Raw genomic sequence first — 22,281 nt, 5'->3', positions numbered from 1 at the left:
AGAATTGAGGTCCTCCATTGGTGAGTGACCTCTTTTTTGCTTTAGTTAGGTAAAGAGGGGTCTGACCCCGAACTCTGTACTGCATGATTTCTCATTTGCTGTTCATACTATCTACATATGCAAAATGCTGGGGGAGATGGTTATGAAACGAGTAATCGCATGTTTACTAATAGCAATGATCGCATGTAGTGTCAGTCTACCTTCTGCACAGGCTGCCATATACCCTGAGATACCAACGATTGGAGCGTTGGATCGTTCTGATGAAAAAGTGGTGGTGATCGTAACAGCAAAGGGCGATGTGGATAAGGCCTTGGACAATGTTACGGCTGCTTTTCCTTCAAGTGAAGTACGGAAAACATTTACGAGAGCGTTAAACGGATTTTCGATTGAGCTGTTAGAAAGTGAAGTGGAAATGCTTCAGCAGTTTCAAGAGATTGAACGAGTGGATAAAGTAGTAGATTATGAAGCGAATTTAGATGCTAGCGTACCTTTTGTAGGTGCCGATGACATAAGAGGAAAGCTTGATCCTAGTGGGGAGTATTTGACGGGAAAAGGGATCAAGGTTGCTGTTATTGATACAGGAGTTGATTATACTCACCCTGATTTAAAAAAGAATTACAAAGGCGGGTACGATGTCGTGGATTACGACCGTGACCCGATGGAAACAGTCATTTCGCAAGGGCCACCGACTCTTCACGGGACGCATGTTGCTGGTATTATCGCAGCGAATGGCAAAGTGAAAGGAGTAGCCCCAGAAGCCGATATATATGCCTATCGTGCTCTTGGGCCGGGTGGCCAAGGGACAACCGAACAAGTGATTGAGGCAATTGAAAAGGCGATTGAAGATGAAGTGGACATTCTTAACTTATCTCTTGGAAATACCGTAAATGGTCCAGATTGGCCCACGAGTGTAGCGTTAGATAAAGCGGTGGAAGAAGGTATTGTAGCTGTAACATCAAATGGAAACAGCGGACCAAATATGTGGACTGTCGGATCACCCGGAACTTCAACGAAAGCCATTTCCGTTGGTGCTTCAGCCCCTCCCATTAAAACACCTTTTGTTACACTAGCTGGTCAAGATAAAGAGATTTCTCTTTACCCGATCGGTGGGACATTGCCATGGGCGTTAAAAAGGGATTATGAACTCGTCGAAGTCGGGCACGGTTTAGAAGAAGAGTGGGGAGAAGTCGATGCAAATGGAAAGATCGCTATAGTAAAGAGAGGAATGATCCCGTTTTCTGAAAAAGCGAAACTCGCACTAGACAATGGTGCAAAGGCGCTTCTCATTTATAACAACTTACAAGGTAGTTTTGTTGGTGCGGTCGAGCAAGGAATGAAGCTACCTGTTGTTAGTATTTCAAAGGAAGATGGTGAATGGTTAGTAGAGCAGCTTGAAGGAAGCAAAGATCGTCAATATGCTCGGACGATCTATCGCAATGAAGAAGATTTTATTGCTCCTTTTAGCTCTCGCGGACCAGTGACGCAAACGTGGGAAGTCAAGCCTGATTTAGTTGCACCGGGAGTTTCGATTGATAGTACGGTGCCAAAAGGCTATTTAGGACTAAATGGAACGAGCATGTCAGCCCCTCATGTCGCAGGAGCAGCAGCGTTAGTGAAACAAGCTCATCCCGATTGGAATCCGGAACAAATTAAAGCAGCATTGATGAATACAGCAAAAAAGTTAATCAATGATGAAGGTGAACCGTATTATCCTTATGAACAAGGAGCTGGGCGATTGCAGGTTGATAAAGCAATAGAGGCGAAAACTCTAGCCTATCCTGGTGCCGTTACGTTTGGAAAATGGACGAAAAGTGATCCTCGTGAAAAGCGCGAAATAACGTTCACGATTGAAAATCACGATAATCATACGAGAACATACCATGTGAAACCTCCGTTTGAATTGCCGGATGGCTTACAGTGGCAAGTGCCATTTGCTACCGAAATCAAACCAGGAGAAAAGAAAGAAGTAACGGTTCAGCTTGATATGTTTCCGGCCGTGTTAGCGGAGGGAATCCATCACGGAGATATTGTGATCGAAGGTGGACCTGATCCGATCTCGATTCCGTATGTATTTTTTATTGAAGAACCGAATTATCCAAGGGCTATGGCCTTTAACTTTGGACACGGTGACCGTCCTGGCGAGTACCGTTATGAATTATATTTACCAGGTGGAGCGGAAGAAATGGGCATTGCTGTATATGACCCAGATACATTTCAGTTTGTCAAATTTTTAGATTTCAAAGAAGACGTCGGAAGAGGCATGGTCGGCAAAGAATGGGAGAATTTGGACTTACCGGACGGGACGTATAAAGCCCTCGTCTTTGCCAAAAAAGACGGAAGAGAAGACACGATAGAAACGAACATAACAATTGGAGCAACGCTACCTGAAGAGAAAAAAGGTGAAAATTAAAGGGTCAGACCCCTCTTTATCACGGCGAAGCGTGAAAGAGGGGTCTGACCCCCATTTGTGAGCTTTTTTGACATTTGTGTGAACGTGGAAAATAACCTACCTATTTAGTGGGAAAACGCATTGACACAAGGTTTTCACTATTGTACGATTAAAAAGGTTGTGATGAGAAGGTTTACATATGTGAAATTGTGTGAACGTTTAGAAAAGATGATTCTGAACAAAAAGAAACCATATGAGGAGGCTGTTCATGTCGAATGGCAAACGAAGTCCGTGGCGTGCGATGGTGCTCGTTTCGATCATTTCTTCCTATGTTGTTGGAGGAACGGTTGGTGGAGTTTTTCTCGGATTATGGCTAGGCAATCAATTCGGTGCAAAACCTTTCTTTTTAATCACATGCCTATTTTTAGGACTTTCAACGGGGTTATACGGTGTATACAACGCTGTCAAACCTTTTCTAGGAGACGGTAAAGAGTAATGTTGACACTTGATGGAAAAATGAAACGCTACACCATTGTCGTAAGTTTGCTACTACTGCTCTTTCTAGTAGGTTATTTCCTAACAGTACATAAACCTCAATTCCTCGGTCTGCTTGTCGGACTTGCTTTTAGTTATCTTAGTCTTTGGACAACCTTCAGAAAAGCAAGAGTGATCGGAGACGTTGCCGCAGGGCTAACGAAGTATTCAACGTTTTCCTACATAATTGCAAGTTTCGGTGTCTTAATTCGGATAGGGTTGGCTATATTATGTGTGTGGCTAGCATTAGTTTATCCGGATGTACTAGACATAATCTCAGTCATTACAGGGTTTTCCCTGATCTATATTATCATTATGGCAGATATGCTTATTGAATTTGGTAGAAAGAGGTGAAAACATTATGGATCATATAACACCCATGAGGCAGATTGGCGGCTTATGGTTTAATATGTCAACGGTATTAATGACAACTGTGGCATGTCTAATTGTATTCTTTATCTGTTTTATTGGAACACGTAAGTTAGCAATGCGCCCAACTGGTTTACAGAACTTCTTAGAGTGGTTGATTGATTTCGTTAGAGGAATCATTAAGGCGAATATGGGATGGAAAGTCGGCGGTCAATTTATCGCACTTGCCTTCACCCTGATTTTCTACGTCTTCGTAGCAAATATGCTTGGTATTCCTTTTGAAATTTATAACAAGGATACACACGAAGTATGGTGGAAATCACCAACGTCTGACCCTGCTTTAACATTAACGATGGCAGCACTCGTCATTATTTTAACCCACTATTATGGAATTAAGATTAGAGGGTTTGGAGAGTACTTAAAGGACTATGTCCGCCCAGTACCTTTTCTACTACCTTTTAAGATCATCGAGGAATTTGCAAATACGTTAACACTTGGTATGCGTCTTTTCGGTAACGTTTATGCAAAAGAAATTCTCATGGTATTACTTGTCGGCCTTGGTACATCAGGGTTGGTAGGGTTGTTCGGAGGATTCCTTCCGACAATGATTTGGCAAGCCTTTGGTATGTTCATTGGTACGCTGCAAGCATACATTTTTGCAATGCTCGCAATGGTATACATGGCACACAAAGTTGAACATCATTAAACACAGCTCAATCTTGAGCGTTTAAAAATAATAAAAAATCATACTATCCTTAAGGAGGACTTATTCTCATGGAAGCATTAGCAGTAGCAATTGTAGCAGGTTTAGCAGCAATCGGTGGTTCGATTGCAGTAGCAATTATCGTAAGAGCAACACTTGAAGGTGTAACGCGTCAACCAGAACTAAAAGGTACGTTACAAACACTTATGTTCATTGGTGTACCTCTTGCAGAGGCGGTTCCGATTATCGCGATCGTTATCTCTTTCCTATTATTATTTGGATAATTGCGCTGCTCGCTTTATTTGGCGAGAAGTTCACACATAAAAATGGCGACAGTGTTCGGCTTCGAACCTTCGCCATTCCTTATGTATCTTATGAATTTTAACACTAATCTCAACAGTTTTTGAAATATATAGAAGTAACTAAAAATTCTTCACATCCAAGAAAGGAGTGAATCTTAATGGGTTTTGTAATTCCATGGGGATCGATACTATATCAATTAGCTGCATTCCTAGTATTACTTTTCTTCCTCAATAAATTTGCTCTTAAGCCGTTACTAGGCGTAATGGAAAAGCGTGAGCAAATCGTGAATGAAAATATGGACTCAGCTGAAAAAAGTCGTAAAGATGCAGAGGGCTATATTGAACAACAACGTAAAGAGTTAGAAAAAGCAAAGCTTGAAGCTCAAGAACTTATTCAACAAGCGAAAAAGCTTAGCGAACAGCAAGGTCAAGACATTTTAGACCAAGCGCGTGAAAACGCAGAGCGTTTGAAAGACTCAGCATTAGCTGAAATTCACCGTGAAAAAGAACAAGCGGTATCTGCTCTTCGTGAACAAGTTGCCGGTCTTTCCGTTTTAATTGCTAAGAAAGTAATTGAAAAAGAGTTAGATGAGAAAGCACAAGAGAAACTTGTCCAAGAGTATCTTAAAGAGGTAGGCGATAAGCTATGAGCAATCAAGCAGTAGCGAATCGTTATGCATCTGCCCTTTTTCAGCTTGCAAAAGAAAAGCATGACCTTAAGAAAGTAAATGAAGAGTTACAAACCGTTAAGACTGTTGTCGAAACGACTCCTGAACTCGTTCAATTTCTAAGTCATCCAAAAGTAACCGTTGCACAAAAGCAAGCGTTTATCCAAGAAAGCTTTAAAGGCTTAAGTGATATTAGCGTACACACACTTCTTTTATTAATTGATAAGAAAAGAACAGACATCATCGTTCCAATGATCAATAAATACAAAGAGTTAGCATATGAAGCTCAAGATATGGCCGAGGCACTTGTGTACTCAACAAAGCCGTTATCAGAAAAAGAGCAAGATCATATTGCGAAAGCTTTTGCGAAAAAGGCAGGAAAATCAAAGCTTGAAGTTAAGAATATCGTTGATTCAGAGCTAATCGGCGGAATTAAGATCCGTATTGGGGATCGCATATATGACGGAACAATTAAAGCGCAGCTTGATAAGCTTGAGCGCAATTTAATTGCCGGAACACGCTAGAAGATAGGGGTGAAAGCAATGAGCATTAAAGCAGAGGAAATTAGCTCTCTTATAAAACAACAGATTGATAATTTTCAGTCTGATGTACAAGTACAGGATGTAGGTACGGTTATCCGTGTTGGTGACGGTATCGCGCTTGCTCATGGCCTAGAAAACGTTATGGCTGGTGAGCTTCTAGAATTCTCAAACGGGGTTATGGGAATGGCTCAGAACCTTGAGGAGAACAACATCGGTATTATTATCTTGGGTCCTTACTCAGATATTAAAGAAGGTGACGAAGTAAAACGTACTGGTCGTATTATGGAAGTACCAGTAGGTGATGAGTTACTTGGTCGTGTTGTAAATGCTCTTGGACAACCAATTGATGGGTTAGGTCCGATTGCTACAGCAAAAACTCGTCCAGTTGAAAACAAAGCACCGGGCGTTATGGCTCGTAAATCAGTTCATGAGCCACTTCAAACAGGAATTAAGTCGATTGACACAATGGTTCCAATTGGTCGTGGTCAACGTGAGTTAATCATTGGTGACCGTCAAACAGGTAAAACATCCATTGCGATCGATACGATTTTGAACCAAAAAGATCAAGACATGATTTGTATCTATGTTGCGATTGGTCAAAAGAAAACGACGGTTGCAGGTGTAGTTGAAACACTTCGCGCACGCGGAGCTCTAGACTATACAATCGTTGTTTCTGCAAGTGCATCTGACCCAGCACCGATGCAATTCTTAGCTCCATACGCGGGTGTAACAATGGGTGAAGAGTTCATGTACAACGGCAAGCACGTGTTAATCATCTATGATGATCTTTCTAAACAAGCTGCTGCATACCGTGAGCTTTCATTATTGCTACGTCGTCCTCCAGGTCGTGAGGCATTCCCAGGGGATGTATTCTACTTACACTCTCGTTTATTAGAGCGTGCAGCGAAGTTAAATGATGATCTAGGCGGCGGTTCGATTACGGCTCTTCCTTTCATCGAGACACAAGCAGGTGACGTATCTGCTTATATCCCAACAAACGTAATTTCGATCACAGATGGACAGATTTTCTTACAATCTGACTTATTCTATTCTGGTGTTCGTCCAGCCGTTAACGCAGGTCTTTCTGTATCACGTGTTGGTGGTTCAGCACAAATTAAAGCAATGAAAAAAGTTGCGGGTACGCTTCGTCTAGACTTAGCTGCATACCGTGAATTAGAAGCATTTGCTCAATTTGGATCGGATTTAGATAAAGCAACACAAGCGAAGTTAAATCGTGGACAACGTACGGTTGAAGTGTTAAAGCAAGATCTTAACAAACCACAACCGGTTGAGTACCAAGTTACGATTATCTATGCTCTAACAAAAGGCTTCTTAGATGATATTCCAGTTGCAGACGTTCTTCGTTTTGAGTCAGAGCTATTCACATGGTTTGACCATAACAAGAAAGAGATTCTTGAGCACATTCGCACAACTGGTAATCTTCCTGATGAAGATGAGTTCAAAGCTGCGATTAGTGAGTTCAAAAAAGGATTTGTTCCTAGTAACTAATTAGTATTTGTTTCATCTAGGTAGATGTTTCAGTTTTTGCGAAAAGGTGGTGAAAAGAAATGGCTTCAATGCGAGATATAAAAGGACGAATTACTTCAACAAAGAAGACAAAGCAAATTACTAAAGCGATGCAAATGGTATCAGCAGCTAAGCTGAATCGGGCTCAAGCAAACGCTCAATCGTTCCAACCCTATACGGAAAAAATTCGTGAGGTTGTAGCCAGTATTGCGTCTTCTTCAACCGAAGTTTCTCACCCGATGCTAGAAGAGCGTCCGGTAAAGAAAACAGGGTATGTCGTGATCACATCTGACCGTGGGTTAGCTGGTGGTTACAATGCTAGTTTAATTCGTTCCCTTCTCAAAACAATTAATGAGCGTCACAAATCACCTGATGAGTACGGAATTATTGTCATGGGTCGAATCGGACGTGACTTATTTAAAAAGCGCAATCTTCCTATCATTCAAGAAATCACAGGCCTAGCGGATCAGCCAGATTTTAACGATATTAAAAACTTGGCAAGTACGACGGTTGAGATGTTTTCGGATGGCGTGTTTGATGAACTGTACGTGTGGTATAACCACTTTGTAAGTGCATTGACACAGGAAGTGACGGAGTCTAAGCTCTTGCCGTTAACAAACATTACGGAAGGTGCTTCTACTACAGCGTATGAGTACGAGCCGTCTGAGCAAGCCATTTTAGAACGTTTATTGCCACAATATGCAGAAAGCCTTATTTTCGGCGCTTTGCTTGATGCAAAAGCGAGTGAGTTTGGTGCACGTATGACGGCAATGAGCGCTGCAACAGACAATGCAACAGCTCTCATCGATGATTTAACATTGATTTATAACCGAGCACGTCAAGCTGCGATTACGCAAGAAATTACCGAAATCGTCGGCGGGGCTGCCGCTCTCGAATAGAACAACATAGAGATTTCCCTTCTAGGGAGTCTCTCAGGAAACAAGTGAATAGGAGGGACTAAAATGAATAAAGGTCGCATTATTCAGGTAATGGGCCCAGTTGTTGACGTAAAATTCGACAGTGGAACCCTTCCTGAGATCAACAATGCATTAAAAGTTTCGCAAAAAAGCGATAACAATGCTGTTGACGTAAACGTTACTCTTGAAGTTGCCTTGCACCTTGGCGATAACTCAGTTCGTACAGTTGCAATGGATTCAACGGATGGTCTAGTACGTGGAACAGAAGCAGTAGATACAGGCGCACCAATTTCTGTACCTGTTGGTGAAGCTACACTAGGTCGTGTATTCAACGTACTTGGAGAAGCAATCGATCTAAAAGATCAAGTTCCAGCAGACGTGAAACGTGATCCAATTCACCGTGAAGCTCCAAAATTTGAAGAGCTTTCAACAACAACGGAAATCCTTGAAACAGGAATTAAAGTTGTTGACCTTCTTGCACCTTACGTTAAGGGTGGTAAGATCGGTCTATTTGGAGGTGCCGGTGTAGGTAAGACGGTACTAATTCAAGAATTAATTAACAACATCGCTCAAGAGCACGGCGGTATCTCGGTATTTGCTGGTGTAGGTGAGCGTACTCGTGAAGGAAATGACCTTTTCCACGAGATGACAGACTCTGGTGTTATTAAGAAAACGGCAATGGTATTCGGTCAAATGAACGAGCCACCTGGAGCACGTATGCGTGTTGCTCTTTCTGGTTTGACTATGGCTGAGCATTTCCGTGATCGCGATGGACAAGACGTACTTCTTTTCATCGATAACATTTTCCGTTTCACACAAGCAGGTTCAGAGGTATCAGCCCTACTTGGTCGTATGCCATCTGCCGTTGGTTACCAACCAACACTTGCTACAGAAATGGGTCAATTACAAGAGCGTATCACATCAACTAAAGTTGGTTCTGTTACATCGATCCAAGCGATCTATGTACCTGCCGATGACTATACGGATCCAGCTCCGGCGACAACGTTTGCTCACTTAGATGCAACGACGAACCTTGAGCGTAAACTTTCTGAGATGGGTATCTATCCAGCGGTGGATCCACTTGCGTCTACATCACGTGCACTTTCTCCTGAAATCGTAGGAGAAGAGCATTATGAAATAGCTCGTCAAGTTCAAACTACGCTACAAAAATATAGAGAATTACAAGATATCATTGCAATTCTAGGTATGGATGAGCTTTCTGAGGAAGATAAATTGGTTGTTGCACGTGCGCGTCGTATCCAATTCTTCTTATCTCAAAACTTCCACGTTGCTGAGCAGTTCACTGGCCAGCCGGGATCTTATGTACCAGTTAAAGAAACGATCAAAGGCTTCAAAGAAATCCTTTCAGGTCAACATGATGACCTTCCAGAGGATGCGTTCCGTCTAGTTGGTCGTATTGAAGAAGTAGTAGAAAAAGCGAAGCAAATGGCGTAATAGACGTCTTTTAAGGGGAGTGAATCACTCCCTTTAATCAAAATTAAAACCCGGATTGCTATTAAGGAGGGTTTTCAAATGCCGACAATTCAAGTAAGTGTTGTTACTCCTGATGGCAAGGTGTATGACGGAGCTGTGGATATGGTTGTAGTTCGCACGTTAGAAGGCGAGCTCGGTATTTTGCCAAACCACATTCCGTTAGTTGCTCCATTAACAATTGGAGCCGTACGCTTAAATAAAGGCACCACTGTGGAAAAAGTAGCTGTGACTGGTGGATTTGTTGAAGTTCGTCCAGATCAAGTAACGATTTTAGCAGAGGCAGCTGAGTTGCCTTCAGATATTGATGTTGACCGTGCAAAAGAAGCAGAAAGACGTGCGAAGCAGCGCATTGATACAGCGAGATCAGACGAAATTGATTTCCGCCGTGCCGAACTAGCACTTAAACGTGCTGTGAACCGTCTTAACGTTGCAGGTAAATAATTTACAAAAATAAGACACTTTTAGGTGTCTTATTTTTTTATTTCGCTAATATTATAAATGTGGGTTTAACAGTGAAGGAAATTGAATGAAATTGTGCGTTTTTGTTCATATTTTGTTAACTGTATGTATATCGTTTGAAACACTCTCCAACACTGTGGGTTTATTTGGGAAATAAATGAAATATCTCCTGTTTTATTGGATTATTTCCTGGATTGGGTTAATGTAAATAGTGCCTGTAAAAGGGGGAGTTCGTCCTTATTGAATGGTTGCTACGGAGTGTTGCAATGATTTGGCACGCTGCTCACGTCTTATGAGATGCCTTTTTAAAAGGCTGAAGGGAATTATTTAGCGTAGTGAGCAAGAGATGTTTGTCCCGGTGTAGGGGGGAGCTCGTGGCAATGGCTCCGCACGCCGTGCGCCTTAAGGAGAAACCTGATCAAAAGGTTGAAGGGATCTTTTTAGCGCAGTAAGAAAGAGACGTTCGTCCCGAGTGTAGAGGGAAGCTCGTGGCAATGGCTCCGCACGCTGCGCGCCATAAGGAGAAACCCGCTCCTTAAGGCTTAAAAGAAGGCAGCGGCTGCGCACATTGCTTAGTAGTGGGAACCCCGTGGCAATGGCTCCGCACGTCGTACGCCTTTTGAGAAACCCGCTCAAAAGGCTGAAGTGATAACGACGGCTCCGCTCATTGCTTAATACCTAGAAAAAAGGGAAGTTCGTCCTTTTTTCTAGGTATTAAAATAGGTCCGAACAACTAGAAAAATCGAGTGGATTTTTTACAATGAATCAGTTATGATGGAAAATGGGCTGAATTTTGTTATGATGCTTACATGAAAGGAAGCCACACTCGTTTATGATCATGGACAAAGGGAGTAATGATGACGATGTTTGATGGATTAGGACAACAGGCGGTCATACATATTGTCGTCAATGTATTTTTCATTGGCGTTACATGGTGGGCATTACAATCTTTTCGATTTGATCTTTTTGTAAAAGAACCAAAGGGTCCGAAGGCAAAAGTCCTTATGATAATCGTGACGATTGCCATTGCTCAATTGGTTAGTCAGTTTTTCCTTGATTATTTTTACTCATCACAAATGCTACGTTATTTGTTTGAGTAAGCATTTTCATGTTTGACTACAACTTCCATGTATGCTGTGCCTCCTTGTGGAAAAAATGATAGTAATAAACGTTTTCTTGGGGAGGAGAACGAACGTGGATAGAAGTCGTTTTTGCTGTTTGGTTTAACTCTGTCAGATTAAGGGTAAGACATGTTCAGCGGGCAAAAATAGACGTTCTGTCATATCACTATCGAAGCACTGGGTTTCTAAAAATAAAATGAAACCTTAGATCTCTTTGAAACGTTATAAGAATGAGCATTCCGCTCTCAAGGAATTGAAGCGTTGAAAACATTCTGTAGAAGAAGGAGTTCTGAAACGAAGTGCAAAGGTTAAGTGGTAACGGTAGGACTGATATGCATGCTCACTTTACATAAACAACCGTTCTCTGAGGGAATGCAATCAATTCATAACGCTTTATCCAACACCAATGAATAACGTAGAAATAGGTATCTATACCGGTTATGGAACAATTTAACCTGTTTTTGAATGTAATATAGTACGTACTTGGTAATGGTCTACTATTCATTGCGATTACGACTAGGGGTCCTAACTTAGACGAGTCTTCGAGCAACTTTTTGTCACTAACGTAGAGCATTGAGAAAGAATTTCATGCTGAAACGGTATGATGCACTGATTTAATCAGTTTGTCTCCTTTTCCGCGTACATTTTTTAATGGACAGAACATAAAAAAAATTTAAAACTAGGATTGTCCAAGTTGCATGAAGATAATAAGAACAATGATTGGGCGCAAGGACAACGTTGACAATAGTAACGCCTATTATTACGAATGAATATTGATGATAGAGAAGAGACTATAATTTAGACGCGGAGGGGAATACGTTGGAAAAAATTATTGTCCGGGGTGGCAACCAGCTACGCGGCACTGTCAAGGTAGAAGGCGCGAAGAACGCTGTTTTACCTGTTATTGCTGCATCGATCTTAGCAGGCCGCGGCACAAGCCACATATATGATGTGCCAGAATTGGCAGATGTATACACGATGAAGGAAGTATTAAGCAATTTAAATATTGATGTAACATATGAAGACGGAAAATTCGCAGTTAATGCAGAAAAGCCATTGAAGACAGAAGCACCATTTGAATATGTACGTAAGATGAGAGCTTCTTTCCTTGTAATGGGACCTCTTCTTGCGCGTGTCGGAAAAGCAAGAATTGCTCTTCCAGGTGGTTGTGCAATTGGATCTAGACCAATTGACCAACACCTAAAAGGATTCGAAGCAATGGGTGCTACCGTTGAAATCGGAAATGGTTTTATTGAAGCACGCATTGATGGCCGTTTAAAAGGTGCAAAAATTTATCTGGATTTCCCAAGTGTTGGTGCGACAGAAAACATTATGATGGCTGCTGCAATGGCAAAAGGGACGACGATTATTGAAAATGCTGCAGAAGAGCCTGAGATTGTCTGTGTTGCCAATTACTTGAACGCAATGGGCGCAAAAGTTCGTGGTGCCGGAACTGGTGAAATTCGCATTGAAGGTGTAGATGAATTACTTGGTGCAGAGCACACGGTTATTCCAGATCGAATCGAAGCAGGTACGTTCATGGTAGCAGCTGCGATCACAAAAGGAAATGTGTTAGTCGAAGGTGCGGTATCTGAGCATTTACGTCCACTAATTGCAAAAATGGGCGAAATGGGCGTAGAAATCATTGAAGAATCAAATGGACTACGCGTAATCGGACCGGAAAAATTAAAGCCAGTTGACTTTAAAACGATGCCACATCCAGGGTTTCCAACAGATATGCAAGCTCAAATGATGGCCTTGCTTCTAGCGGCACATGGAACAGGTGTGATTACAGAAACAGTATTCGAAAATCGCTTTATGCATGTGGAAGAATTCCGCCGCATGAACTCAAACATTAAAATTGAAGGACGTTCGGCCATCATCACAGGACCAAACAATCTTCAAGGTGCAGAAGTATCTGCAACAGACTTACGTGCAGGCGCTGCCCTTATTATTGCAGGACTTGTTGCCGATGGTGTAACTCGTGTCATGGAGCTTAAGCACATTGACCGCGGTTATGTGAACTTAGCCGGAAAGCTTCAAGCACTTGGAGCAGATGTAGAGCGAGTAGAGGAAGAACTAGAGGAAGAAATTGAAAATCTAGAAGCTCCAGCACCACTGCAAATTAAATCAATATAAATGAAGAAACGGAGATACAAATCAATTTGGTTTGTATCTCTTTTCTGCTTTTAGAGACAATGTCAGAAGCAAGAAGTAAGGTATCTGATAACAGAATAAAAAAAGTGACGACGTCAAAAGCAAGAAGTAAGGTAGTCGAAAGCAGGAAAAAAGAAAATGACGATGTCAAAAGCGAGAAGTAAGGTAGTCGAAAGCAGGAAAAAAGAAAATGACGACGTCAAAAGCGAGAAGTAAGGTAGTCGAAAGCAGGAAAAAAGAAAATGACGACGTCAAAAGCGAGAAGTAAGGTAGTCGAAAGCCGGAAAAAAGAAAATGACGACGTCAAAAGCGAGAAGTAAGGTAGTCGAAAGCAGGAAAAAAGAAAATGACAACGTCAAAAGCGAGAAGTAAGGTAGTCAAAAGCAGGAAAAAAGAAAATGACGACGTCAAAAGCGAGAAGTAAGGTAGTCGAAAGCAGGAAAAAAGGAAATGACGACGTCAAAAGCAAGAAGTAAGGTAGTCGAAAGCCGGAAAAAAGAAAATGACGACGTCAAAAGCGAGAAGTAAGGTAGTCGAGATCAAAAAAACAGAATAATGACAACATCAGAAGCGAGAACTCTGTTAAAAGTAACTTCCCCCTTTTTCCCATAACAACGCACTATATCATCCCACGTGCCCACACAAAATCTCTTATTTTTACATACCCGAGGAAGGGTTCTATTTCCTGCCAAGCCTTCATATACTTTTTTTAGACAGATAAGTAAATGGAGGATCAGACATGAAACGACTTCTCGTTGTAGCCACTATTCTATGCACAGTTGTGCTCATTATTCCAGCCGTACTCGTAGTATTTCTTTCAGATCCTGCCGAAAGTACCACCACGGTAACAAGGACGATTACGTTAGAAGAAGCAGAAGAGCAATTTTCGTATGTTCCGGAAGAGGATGTAGCCGTAACGGTATTTAGGACAGAACAAGAACAGTTAGAGGAAACCCCTTTAGAGAGGTATGTGATGGGGGTAGTTGCTTCTGAGATGCATGCTAATTTTGAGATGGAAGCTTTAAAAGCTCAAGCGTTAACCGCGCGTACTTATATGGTTAAACATATTTTGCAGCCTCGATCGGAGAAGCTTCCGGAAGGGGCGATGGTGACGGATACTACCACTCACCAAGTATACAAAAATGAAGAAGAATTGAGAGAGTTATGGGGATCCGATTATGAGCAAAATATGGCTCGTATTCAAGAAGCGGTGCTATCAACGCAAGGCCAAGTGTTAACATATGAAGGAGAGCCGATAGACGCACTGTTTTTCTCGACGAGCAATGGATATACGGAGAATTCTGAGGATTATTGGGGCGATAAAATCCCTTATTTACGAAGTGTTGAAAGTCCATGGGATCAAGTTTCGCCAAGATTTACGTCAGAAAAACAAGTTTCCGTAGCTGAATTCCAAGAAAAACTCAAAGTCACGTTACCAGACGATGGCTCTGTTGGGACGATTGCAGAACGCACAGAAGGTGGTCGTGTCGCTAGAGTTGTCATTAATGGGACTGAATTAAGTGGTCGCGATGTGCGAGATAAACTTGGGTTAGATTCATCTGACTTTCAGTGGCAACGCCAAGGCGATCAAATAGCGATTCAAACAAGAGGTTGGGGCCATGGGGTTGGCATGAGTCAGTTTGGTGCGGACGGTATGGCGAAAGAAGGCAGAAATTACACTGATATTATTCACCATTATTATCAGGGGGTTGAGATCGAATCGGTCGAGCCATTTGTATCAGAAATGCTAGCAAAAGCAGAATAGAGAGGAACAACAGGCCTTTACTAGATAAGGGGCCTGTTTTTTTTAGCACCTCTCCAATCGATAACTAGTGTTTTCGTACGATTTTACGAGTCTTCCTCAAGTTTTGATCAAGTAAATAACATCAAGATAGGAGGAAGGCTTCATCACACCAGACCTTGCTATCATGCGGTTCAATGGCATTTTCAAACATTCATGCATAAAAGAAACCCATTTGTCGAAAACTAATTTAAAAAAAGTTTTTACGTGATGTATACATTTCTAGCAATCTGATCAGAATGATTGCTGAGGTGATGGAAAATGAGAGAAGAAGAAAACAATCGCTCTTCTAAATCTGAAGAAAACAAATTAAATGCAAAAAGTTTATTACGTAAGCGCTGGGTATTGCCTGCTGTGTACCTAGTAGCAGCAGCTGGTGTGTTGAGTGCCGTCTTTGTTATGCAAGGTGGAGACGAGTCTGCAGCACCAGAAGAAGGTGTAGAAGTAACCGATCCAAACTTTACGGGCGACATGAACCCATACGGGGAAGATGCAGTAGCAGTTACCGCTTCATCTGAAGTAATTAAAATGCCTGTAGTAGATGAAGAAGAAGTAACAGTTGTTGGCTATTTCTATGATGTAAATGGTTCACCAGAAGAACAGCAAGAAGCTCTTGTATACTACAATAATACGTATTTCCCGAATAAAGGAATGGATTTCGCTCACGTTGATGGTGAAAGCTTTGATGCAGCAGCAGCTCTAAGTGGTACGGTTGTAAAAGCCGAAAAAGACTCTTTGCTTGGTTATGTTGTTGAAATCTCACATGAAGATGGAGTTGTGACACATTATCATAGTTTAGAATCTGTTGAAGTTGAAGAAGGTGCAACTGTTGAGCAAGGTGATATCCTTGGCCGCGCTGGACGCAACAGCTATAATGCTGATGCTGGCATTCACGTACACTTTGAAATTCGCTATGATGGAGTTGCTGTGAATCCGAATGATGTGTTCCAACAACCAATTGATTCTGTAAGAGACATTGCAGATGAGCAAGAGAAAGAAGAACCAAAGGAAGAACCAAAAGAAGAAGAACAGCCAGCTGAAGAAGAAGATGGCAAAGAAGATGGAACGTCAGATGAAGAAGAAGTCACACCTGAAGAGAACAATGACGAAGGTGAAGACCAAGAAGAACAAAGTGAGTTAGGTTAATACACAAAACACAAAGCTGACATGAGAATTCATTGTGTCAGTTTTGTGTTTTTTTGTCGTACGGAAAATGTTGACATTAATCTGAAATTTTGAAATAATGTGATATAGAACAGCGAGTTACCTCACCATTTCCACTAAAACAGGAAATCTTTTTTTTGGACAGAATGATAACGCTTACAAAACAAGCATTGGAGGGATCTAAATTGATTTATGTCTTTCTACTTATTTTATTGTTATCGATTATCTTCACATTTCGTTTGAAAAAGCCTCTGTTATTATCAATTCCATTTGTCTCTATCTTTTTGTATATGATGGTTCAAATCGCCATGGTGCCACTTGGATTTTTTGAAACAATAAGATTTATTATGGGGTTGAGGTAGATGAAGAGGAAAAAGAAGAGCCATCTACGTCTAATACAGACCGACTATTCAGTATGTTCGCAGTGTAAACATGGAGAACTTGAAATAATGCCAAATTCAAGGTATGTCATTTTTCTTAGTGTTCTGCCCTGGCTCTTAGCACTCATACTAGTCCTGACGGTTCACCCAATCTTTTTCATTTTTATTCCGATTGTAACGTTTATTAACATACAAGTTTCCAAAAAACAAAAACCTCTTAGACGTTGCAAGTCATGCCATAAAATCCAGCGCCATCTTCGTGTTATTTAGATGGGTTAGTTTAAAAAGGGGGGATGAATTTAGTTGTAGTTGGTCGCGATCGTTTCAAAGCAATCATTAGAGGAGGAATGAGTTGTGAAGAAAATTGATAAAAAAGTGGCAGATGCGTACTTTTATGCTCGTACTTGGCTCGTTGTGATTTGTTTATTCATTGGTGGTCTCGTTTCGTTTGGTGTCGTTGCCTTTGCAGAGAGCTTTGCGTCCTTTACAATTTTAGGAATGCCTGCTCACTATTACATGGGTGCTCAAGGCGCGGTTGTTACATTTGTTATACTGCTTTTTGGAAACGCTATCATAAGTGATAAAATTGATAAAAAGTTTGGCATTGATGAAGAACACAATACGCGAGTAAGCTCTGGTAAAGTATTAGATCACTAAAAGACACGTCGAAATAAAAACACACAATGAACCTTTTGAGGGGGAAAAGATAAATGGATCAACAGACAATTGTGTCGTTACTACTTATTTTAGCTACGTTCGGACTTTACATCGGGATATCCGTATACAACAGGGCAAAAGCAACATCTGACTTTTATGTAGCGAGTCGCGGGGTTCCACCATTCTGGAATGGGATGGCGATAGGTGGAGACTGGATGAGTGCAGCTTCATTCATTGGTATGGCTGGTACAGTCATGATTCTTGGGTATGATGGTTTGGCCTATATTATGGGTTGGACTGGTGGGTACTTATTCCTTACTTTCTTACTAGCACCTCAGCTTCGAAAATATGGTCGTTATACGGTTCCTGAATTTATCGGTGACCGCTTTGATAGTAATGCTGCTCGCCTAATCGCTGCCATTGCAACGATCATCATTAGTTTTACATACATTATCGGTCAGCTTGCTGGTTCGGGGGTTGTTATTGGCCGAATCCTGAACATTCCGGCGATGTATGGGACGATGATCGGGGTCGTTGTTATTGCGATTTACGCGACACTTGGCGGAATGAAGGGGATTACGTGGACACAGGTTGCACAATACATGATCCTCATTATTGCCTATATCATTCCAATTGTCTTTATGTCCTTACAAGTTACAAGCAATCCATTGCCGTGGTTAACGTATGGAAACATCGTATCACAGCTTGGTGAGTTAGATCGTGAGCTTGGATTATCAGAATACTTTGCTCCATTTGCTAATAGTGATAAGTCACAATTTATCGCCCTTATGTTTACATTAATGGTTGGTACAGCGGCGCTTCCTCACGTTATCGTTCGTTTCTATACGGTTACAACGATGAAAGCAGCTCGTTGGAGTGGAGCTTGGGCTCTTGTTTTTATTGCCATTTTATACTTATCAGCTCCTGCTTATGCAGCATTCTCTCGTTTCATCTTAATGACGCGTGTGGCGGGTCAGCCGCTTGATCAATTGCCGGCTTGGACCGATACGTGGGTCAATACAGGATTGTTACAGCTTGCCGATACAAATGGCGACGGAATTTTACAATGGTCTGAAATTGTCATCTCAAACGACATTGTCGTAATGGCAACGCCAGAGATTGCGAACCTCGGTGTGTTTGTTATCGGATTGGTTGCAGCTGGAGCAATGGCAGCGGCATTATCAACAGCTGGTGGATTGTTAATCACGATTTCCTCATCGTTTGCTCATGATATTTACTACCGCTTATTAAAACCGGATGCAAGTGATAAAAAACGTTTAGCAGCAGGACGTTGGGCAATTGTGTTAGCCACTATTGTAGCTGGAATTGTCGCACTAAATCCTCCTGGTGTTATTACGCAAATTGTTGCTTGGGCGTTTGGTCTTGCGGGTGGAACGTTCTTCCCAGTCCTCCTTCTAGGTGTATGGTGGAAGCGTTGTAACAAGCAAGGTGCCATTGCTGGGATGTTAACAGGGTTAACCGTAACGCTAACGTACATTTTCTTAGCACGCTCAGGAATTACTCTATTTGGTATTCAAGATACAGGTGCTGGTTTAATCGGGGTTCCGATTAACTTACTTGTGACGATTTTAGTTTCGAAAATGACGGCTGCACCATCGCAAAAACTTCAAGATGAAGTCGTTGACCTCCGTTACCCTGAACAAATGACATACCGTGATGGAGAGGTTTGGATGGATGAGGGAGTTGGAAAATAACGTCCGCACCCAAATTCGCACGCACCCAATTTTCAAAGGACTTAGTGATGCTGAGTTTGATGAATGCTTGGGTGCTTGCGCCTTAAAATCATACAGAAAAGCCGAGAAGGTGCTTTACCGAAAGGCACCAAGAGAAGGACTTCTGCTTATCCTAAAGGGGATAGCAGAAGTTTTTGTTGCAGTTGGCGACCGTCATGAGCAGCACCCCCAGAAGGAGGTCCTGGAGGTGTTGCAAAAGGACGATATGATCGGCTTTTCGAGTTTAGCAGATTTCTTAGGAGGGAAAACAGAGGATCCTGAACGCTATGAAGTGGAAGTGAGTGCTGTTGAGGACTCTGTTTGCCTACACATCCCATATACCGTTGTAAAAGCACGTTGGGACGATCCGGTTGTGCGTGATTTTGTCTTACAGCAAGCGACGATACGGTTACGTGATATTTATGGATCATTCGCTGAACAAGTGCGTCTGGCAAACAAATGGGGAGAAAGTGAGCCGTTTATTCGACGCATTCATGATGTGATGAGTGAGCCGGTTGTGGTGGCGGATATGGATGATGACATTCAAGATATTGCAGAAAAAATGGTCCAGCACTCAACAAGCTCCGTCGTTGTGTTAAATGATAGTGACCAGTTAATTGGGATTATTACCGAAAAAGATCTTGTTCAACGGGTCGTAGCTCGTGGTCTTGGTGCGGGAACGGTCGCTCATGAGATCATGACGCGGCACCCGTACATTATTGCCCGTGATGCGTATTATTACGAAGCAATGTCGAGTTTTCTTATGAATGGGGTTAAGCATTTGCCCGTAATGGAGCGAGGGCGCGTAGTCGGGATGGTAACATTGTCTGATTTATTACGAAAGAAAAATCGTGGAACGCTGGAGCTTTTGCAGACGGTGGAACAGTCAACAGTGGAGACGATTCATGAGTTGAAACCAGCTATGTACGATGTGCTCGGTAATTTGATTCAAGACGGAATCCCGACTGTGCACACGCTTGAAGTGATGACGAAATTGTACGACCGTTTAGTTAGACATGGGATCGAGCTTGCAATTGCTGAAGTAGGGGAGGCGCCAGTTCCATTTGCGTGGTATATGATGGGCAGCGGCGGGCGTAAGGAGCAGTTTATGTTAACCGATCAAGATCATTTTCTTGTGTATGAAGGTGGGGACGAGGCAGGTATAGAGCGGGAAGTGGTTGATGAGTATTTTGAAAAATTAGGAGAAGCGATTGTTCGTTGCTTAGAAGCAGCAGGCTATAAGCGCTGCAAAGGCTTGATGATGGCAAGTGAAGCTCAGTGGCGGGGGACGCTTGATGGTTGGATGGAGCGTCTGCGCAGCTGGGGATTACGTGCAACGAATGAGAATGTTCTGTTGGCACATAATTTTTTGGCGTTTCGATTTGTGTATGGAAATGAGGTGCTTCACGACCAATTTGTAGCTGGGGTAAAAGATCAGCTTGAGAAATCACGTATTTTCCTGTACCGAATGGCTGAGCTTGAGAAAGAGCAATCAGTACCAACCTTTGATCATCCAATCCGTGCCTTGTTTCGGATGAAGCGGGAGTCGGTTGATTTGAAGAAGCAAGCTCTGTTTCCGTTTCATCACTGTTTGCAGCTACTGTGCGCTCGAAAAGGAATGGTCGGAGGCGGAAGTCCGCTAGAGCAGATTGAGGAGCTAGTCAAGTTGAACGTCTTATCGGAAACAACGGCAGATGAACTACGCTTTGCCTACGATAGTATTTTACGCATCCGTGTCGACCGCGGCTGGGAAGCGTATAGAAAGGGGCAAGAAAGCAGCAGTTTGGTGGATTTCACCCATTTACGAACGAAAGATAAAGAAGAACTTTTGTTAGCGATGAAGACGATTAAAGCATTGCAACATCAAGCGGTAGCGATGAATTGAGTCGAGTTTGGGGTCAGACCCCTCGGTGGTACGGTGATACGGTAAACAGGTAAAGAGTACCCGTTTTTCAGTTGGTTAGATAGGTAGTTTTGGTTCTTTTTTTAACTAGATTGAATGCTCTTTCTTCTATAATATAGTCTACTTTGACAATCTATCAAAATAGCATTTGTTAGCAGTCGACGCTGAACTTGTTCGTTAGGATGCAAATAGGCAGTTCGCGTGATATTGCTAGATTTTGGAACAAGTTAGGGGTCAGACCCCTCTTTACTCTACTAAAGCGGGGTCTGACCCCGCTATGATTTCCGCTATTTCAAAAGGAGGTGAGGAGATGCTTTGGAGGAGGCCGACTCTTACTAGCGTTGCAACGAATCATGAAACGCCGCTGAATACGCCGATTTCGGATTTGTCTTTTACGGTTTTCGACACAGAGACGACAGGATTTGCGGTGGGGGCTCATGATCGAATGATTGAAATTGGAGCGGTGCATGTTAGGAGCAACCATGTTCAGGAAGCAGAAACGTTTCAAATGCACGTAAACCCACAGAGAACGATTCCGCCAGAGATAACGGACTTAACCGGTATTTCCTTGGAAACAGTTGAGCATGCGCCAGACTCCCTTGAAGCCATTAAAACCTTTCTTGATTTTACGAAAAAAGCAAACAGCACAATTTGGGTCGGTCATTATGTAAGTTTTGATTTGCTTGTTATTAAGAAGGAATTGCAACGACATCAACATCGAATTGAAATGCCTACGACGATCGATACGCTTGATCTGATTGGCTATTTGAGCCCGTCTCGCCATATGCATGATCTAGAAACGTACGCGAGTCAATTTGGCACGAGAATATACAATCGCCATGAAGCTTTAGGTGATGCATTAACAACGGCACATCTTTTTTGCGAACTTTTATACCATATCGAAAATCGTGGGAAACGTACTTTTGCCGAGCTTTTAGAGATTAGTGATATGTCCAAAAGGAATATACAATTCTGAAAAGTCAAGCATGTCCTTACAAGAATGTGGTATATCTGTGTACGCCCCCTAATAAACTGTACCAATCACCAACACAGAATTAGGAGGCGAGTCGTGTGCACGATTACATCAAAGAGCGAACTATCAAGATTGGCAGGTATGTTGTTGAGACAAAGAAAACGGTGAGAACAATAGCCAAGGAATTCGGAGTCTCAAAAAGTACCGTACACAAAGACCTCACCGAAAGATTGCCAGAAATCAATCCAGAGCTTGCAAATGAAGTGAAGGAAATTCTGGAGTATCACAAATCCATCCGTCACCTGCGCGGAGGGGAAGCAACAAAAGTAAAGTACCGTAAAAGCGACGATTCGACAGATGCCATTGTCAAAGCACCAAATTAATTGTCAAATCATGTAACTTTTTTTGAAAAAAGAGAACCCTGTTAGAACATTCTGTGATAAAATATAAAATTAGGTAAATCGTAATAACTGATACGATAGATGTTC

General features: G+C 42.1%; 21 protein-coding genes. All 21 read left to right on the top strand.

The genetic code is table 11. The features are described 5' to 3' along the window. Positions 1-142: 142 nt before the first annotated feature. The 21 genes from N0O92_RS09335 to spoIIID all read left to right on the top strand — a co-directional run bounded on the left by N0O92_RS09335 (position 143) and on the right by spoIIID (position 22,176). Positions 143-2,410: a S8 family serine peptidase gene (locus tag N0O92_RS09335; RefSeq protein ID WP_315614409.1), complete on the top strand. Its 2,268-nt coding sequence runs from the start codon at positions 143-145 to the stop codon at positions 2,408-2,410. Between the two features lie 247 nt (positions 2,411-2,657). Continuing rightward, a complete protein-coding gene (locus N0O92_RS09330) occupies positions 2,658-2,885 on the top strand; it encodes an AtpZ/AtpI family protein (protein WP_315614408.1) in 228 nt (75 codons plus the stop codon). After that, the gene (locus tag N0O92_RS09325) at positions 2,885-3,277 is read left to right on the top strand and encodes an ATP synthase subunit I (protein WP_315614407.1); all 393 of its coding nucleotides are present in this window, start codon (positions 2,885-2,887) and stop codon (positions 3,275-3,277) included. The genes N0O92_RS09330 and N0O92_RS09325 overlap by 1 nt, the downstream gene beginning before the upstream one ends. Before the next feature lie 7 nt (positions 3,278-3,284). Next, on the top strand, positions 3,285-3,998 hold the full coding sequence (atpB, locus tag N0O92_RS09320; protein WP_315614406.1) for a F0F1 ATP synthase subunit A: 714 nt from the start codon (positions 3,285-3,287) through the stop codon (positions 3,996-3,998). A gap of 68 nt (positions 3,999-4,066) precedes the next feature. Further along, complete coding sequence (gene atpE / locus N0O92_RS09315) at positions 4,067-4,279, top strand: F0F1 ATP synthase subunit C (RefSeq protein ID WP_034632875.1); 213 nt, start codon at positions 4,067-4,069, stop codon at positions 4,277-4,279. Between the two features lie 176 nt (positions 4,280-4,455). Next, the gene (atpF, locus tag N0O92_RS09310) at positions 4,456-4,947 is read left to right on the top strand and encodes a F0F1 ATP synthase subunit B (RefSeq protein ID WP_315614405.1); all 492 of its coding nucleotides are present in this window, start codon (positions 4,456-4,458) and stop codon (positions 4,945-4,947) included. Beyond that, positions 4,944-5,489: a F0F1 ATP synthase subunit delta gene (locus N0O92_RS09305; protein ID WP_315614404.1), complete on the top strand. Its 546-nt coding sequence runs from the start codon at positions 4,944-4,946 to the stop codon at positions 5,487-5,489. Before atpF ends, N0O92_RS09305 begins: the two co-directional genes overlap by 4 nt. 18 nt (positions 5,490-5,507) lie before the next feature. Beyond that, on the top strand, positions 5,508-7,016 hold the full coding sequence (atpA, locus tag N0O92_RS09300; RefSeq protein ID WP_315614403.1) for a F0F1 ATP synthase subunit alpha: 1,509 nt from the start codon (positions 5,508-5,510) through the stop codon (positions 7,014-7,016). Between the two features lie 59 nt (positions 7,017-7,075). Further along, positions 7,076-7,933: a F0F1 ATP synthase subunit gamma gene (locus N0O92_RS09295; protein WP_315614402.1), complete on the top strand. Its 858-nt coding sequence runs from the start codon at positions 7,076-7,078 to the stop codon at positions 7,931-7,933. Positions 7,934-7,996: 63 nt separating this feature from the next. Further along, entirely contained in the window at positions 7,997-9,406 is a 1,410-nt protein-coding gene (gene atpD / locus N0O92_RS09290; protein ID WP_315614401.1) for a F0F1 ATP synthase subunit beta, read from the top strand. Between the two features lie 78 nt (positions 9,407-9,484). Further along, entirely contained in the window at positions 9,485-9,886 is a 402-nt protein-coding gene (locus tag N0O92_RS09285; protein ID WP_315614399.1) for a F0F1 ATP synthase subunit epsilon, read from the top strand. 881 nt (positions 9,887-10,767) lie between these two features. Continuing rightward, a complete protein-coding gene (locus tag N0O92_RS09280) occupies positions 10,768-11,004 on the top strand; it encodes a DUF1146 family protein (RefSeq protein ID WP_315614398.1) in 237 nt (78 codons plus the stop codon). 840 nt (positions 11,005-11,844) lie between these two features. Next, a complete protein-coding gene (gene murA / locus N0O92_RS09275; RefSeq protein WP_315614397.1) occupies positions 11,845-13,164 on the top strand; it encodes a UDP-N-acetylglucosamine 1-carboxyvinyltransferase in 1,320 nt (439 codons plus the stop codon). Positions 13,165-13,921: 757 nt separating this feature from the next. After that, complete coding sequence (gene spoIID, locus N0O92_RS09270; RefSeq protein ID WP_315614396.1) at positions 13,922-14,947, top strand: stage II sporulation protein D; 1,026 nt, start codon at positions 13,922-13,924, stop codon at positions 14,945-14,947. A 297-nt stretch (positions 14,948-15,244) separates the two neighbouring features. Next, positions 15,245-16,129, top strand: a complete 885-nt coding sequence (spoIIQ, locus tag N0O92_RS09265; protein WP_315614395.1) for a stage II sporulation protein SpoIIQ — start codon at positions 15,245-15,247, stop codon at positions 16,127-16,129. A gap of 203 nt (positions 16,130-16,332) precedes the next feature. Then, on the top strand, positions 16,333-16,509 hold the full coding sequence (locus N0O92_RS09260) for a hypothetical protein (RefSeq protein ID WP_315614394.1): 177 nt from the start codon (positions 16,333-16,335) through the stop codon (positions 16,507-16,509). A gap of 372 nt (positions 16,510-16,881) precedes the next feature. Continuing rightward, positions 16,882-17,184, top strand: a complete 303-nt coding sequence (locus tag N0O92_RS09255) for a DUF4212 domain-containing protein (RefSeq protein ID WP_315614393.1) — start codon at positions 16,882-16,884, stop codon at positions 17,182-17,184. Positions 17,185-17,237: 53 nt separating this feature from the next. Further along, positions 17,238-18,899: a sodium:solute symporter family protein gene (locus N0O92_RS09250; RefSeq protein ID WP_315614392.1), complete on the top strand. Its 1,662-nt coding sequence runs from the start codon at positions 17,238-17,240 to the stop codon at positions 18,897-18,899. A gap of 226 nt (positions 18,900-19,125) precedes the next feature. Beyond that, on the top strand, positions 19,126-20,802 hold the full coding sequence (locus tag N0O92_RS09245; protein WP_396334488.1) for a DUF294 nucleotidyltransferase-like domain-containing protein: 1,677 nt from the start codon (positions 19,126-19,128) through the stop codon (positions 20,800-20,802). Between the two features lie 328 nt (positions 20,803-21,130). Continuing rightward, positions 21,131-21,796, top strand: a complete 666-nt coding sequence (locus N0O92_RS09240) for a 3'-5' exonuclease (RefSeq protein WP_315614390.1) — start codon at positions 21,131-21,133, stop codon at positions 21,794-21,796. A gap of 95 nt (positions 21,797-21,891) precedes the next feature. Continuing rightward, the gene (gene spoIIID / locus N0O92_RS09235) at positions 21,892-22,176 is read left to right on the top strand and encodes a sporulation transcriptional regulator SpoIIID (protein ID WP_315614389.1); all 285 of its coding nucleotides are present in this window, start codon (positions 21,892-21,894) and stop codon (positions 22,174-22,176) included. Positions 22,177-22,281 lie beyond the last annotated feature (105 nt).

The organism is Alkalihalobacillus sp. MEB130, from assembly GCF_032335535.1.
GTDB lineage: Bacteria > Bacillota > Bacilli > Bacillales > Bacillaceae_D > Halalkalibacter.
The sequence above is the reverse complement of the archived record's forward strand: the minus strand, read 5'-3'. Positions and strand labels throughout refer to the sequence as shown.

Bases quoted from the DNA above. Each gene is read 5' to 3' on its own strand.
- N0O92_RS09335 (WP_315614409.1), top strand. From the start codon at position 143: ATGAAACGAGTAATCGCATGTTTACTAATAGCAATGATCGCATGTAGT.
- N0O92_RS09330 (WP_315614408.1), top strand. From the start codon at position 2,658: ATGTCGAATGGCAAACGAAGTCCGTGGCGTGCGATGGTGCTCGTTTCG.
- N0O92_RS09325 (WP_315614407.1), top strand. From the start codon at position 2,885: ATGTTGACACTTGATGGAAAAATGAAACGCTACACCATTGTCGTAAGT.
- atpB (WP_315614406.1), top strand. From the start codon at position 3,285: ATGGATCATATAACACCCATGAGGCAGATTGGCGGCTTATGGTTTAAT.
- atpE (WP_034632875.1), top strand. From the start codon at position 4,067: ATGGAAGCATTAGCAGTAGCAATTGTAGCAGGTTTAGCAGCAATCGGT.
- atpF (WP_315614405.1), top strand. From the start codon at position 4,456: ATGGGTTTTGTAATTCCATGGGGATCGATACTATATCAATTAGCTGCA.
- N0O92_RS09305 (WP_315614404.1), top strand. From the start codon at position 4,944: ATGAGCAATCAAGCAGTAGCGAATCGTTATGCATCTGCCCTTTTTCAG.
- atpA (WP_315614403.1), top strand. From the start codon at position 5,508: ATGAGCATTAAAGCAGAGGAAATTAGCTCTCTTATAAAACAACAGATT.
- N0O92_RS09295 (WP_315614402.1), top strand. From the start codon at position 7,076: ATGGCTTCAATGCGAGATATAAAAGGACGAATTACTTCAACAAAGAAG.
- atpD (WP_315614401.1), top strand. From the start codon at position 7,997: ATGAATAAAGGTCGCATTATTCAGGTAATGGGCCCAGTTGTTGACGTA.
- N0O92_RS09285 (WP_315614399.1), top strand. From the start codon at position 9,485: ATGCCGACAATTCAAGTAAGTGTTGTTACTCCTGATGGCAAGGTGTAT.
- N0O92_RS09280 (WP_315614398.1), top strand. From the start codon at position 10,768: ATGTTTGATGGATTAGGACAACAGGCGGTCATACATATTGTCGTCAAT.
- spoIID (WP_315614396.1), top strand. From the start codon at position 13,922: ATGAAACGACTTCTCGTTGTAGCCACTATTCTATGCACAGTTGTGCTC.
- spoIIQ (WP_315614395.1), top strand. From the start codon at position 15,245: ATGAGAGAAGAAGAAAACAATCGCTCTTCTAAATCTGAAGAAAACAAA.
- N0O92_RS09250 (WP_315614392.1), top strand. From the start codon at position 17,238: ATGGATCAACAGACAATTGTGTCGTTACTACTTATTTTAGCTACGTTC.
- N0O92_RS09240 (WP_315614390.1), top strand. From the start codon at position 21,131: ATGCTTTGGAGGAGGCCGACTCTTACTAGCGTTGCAACGAATCATGAA.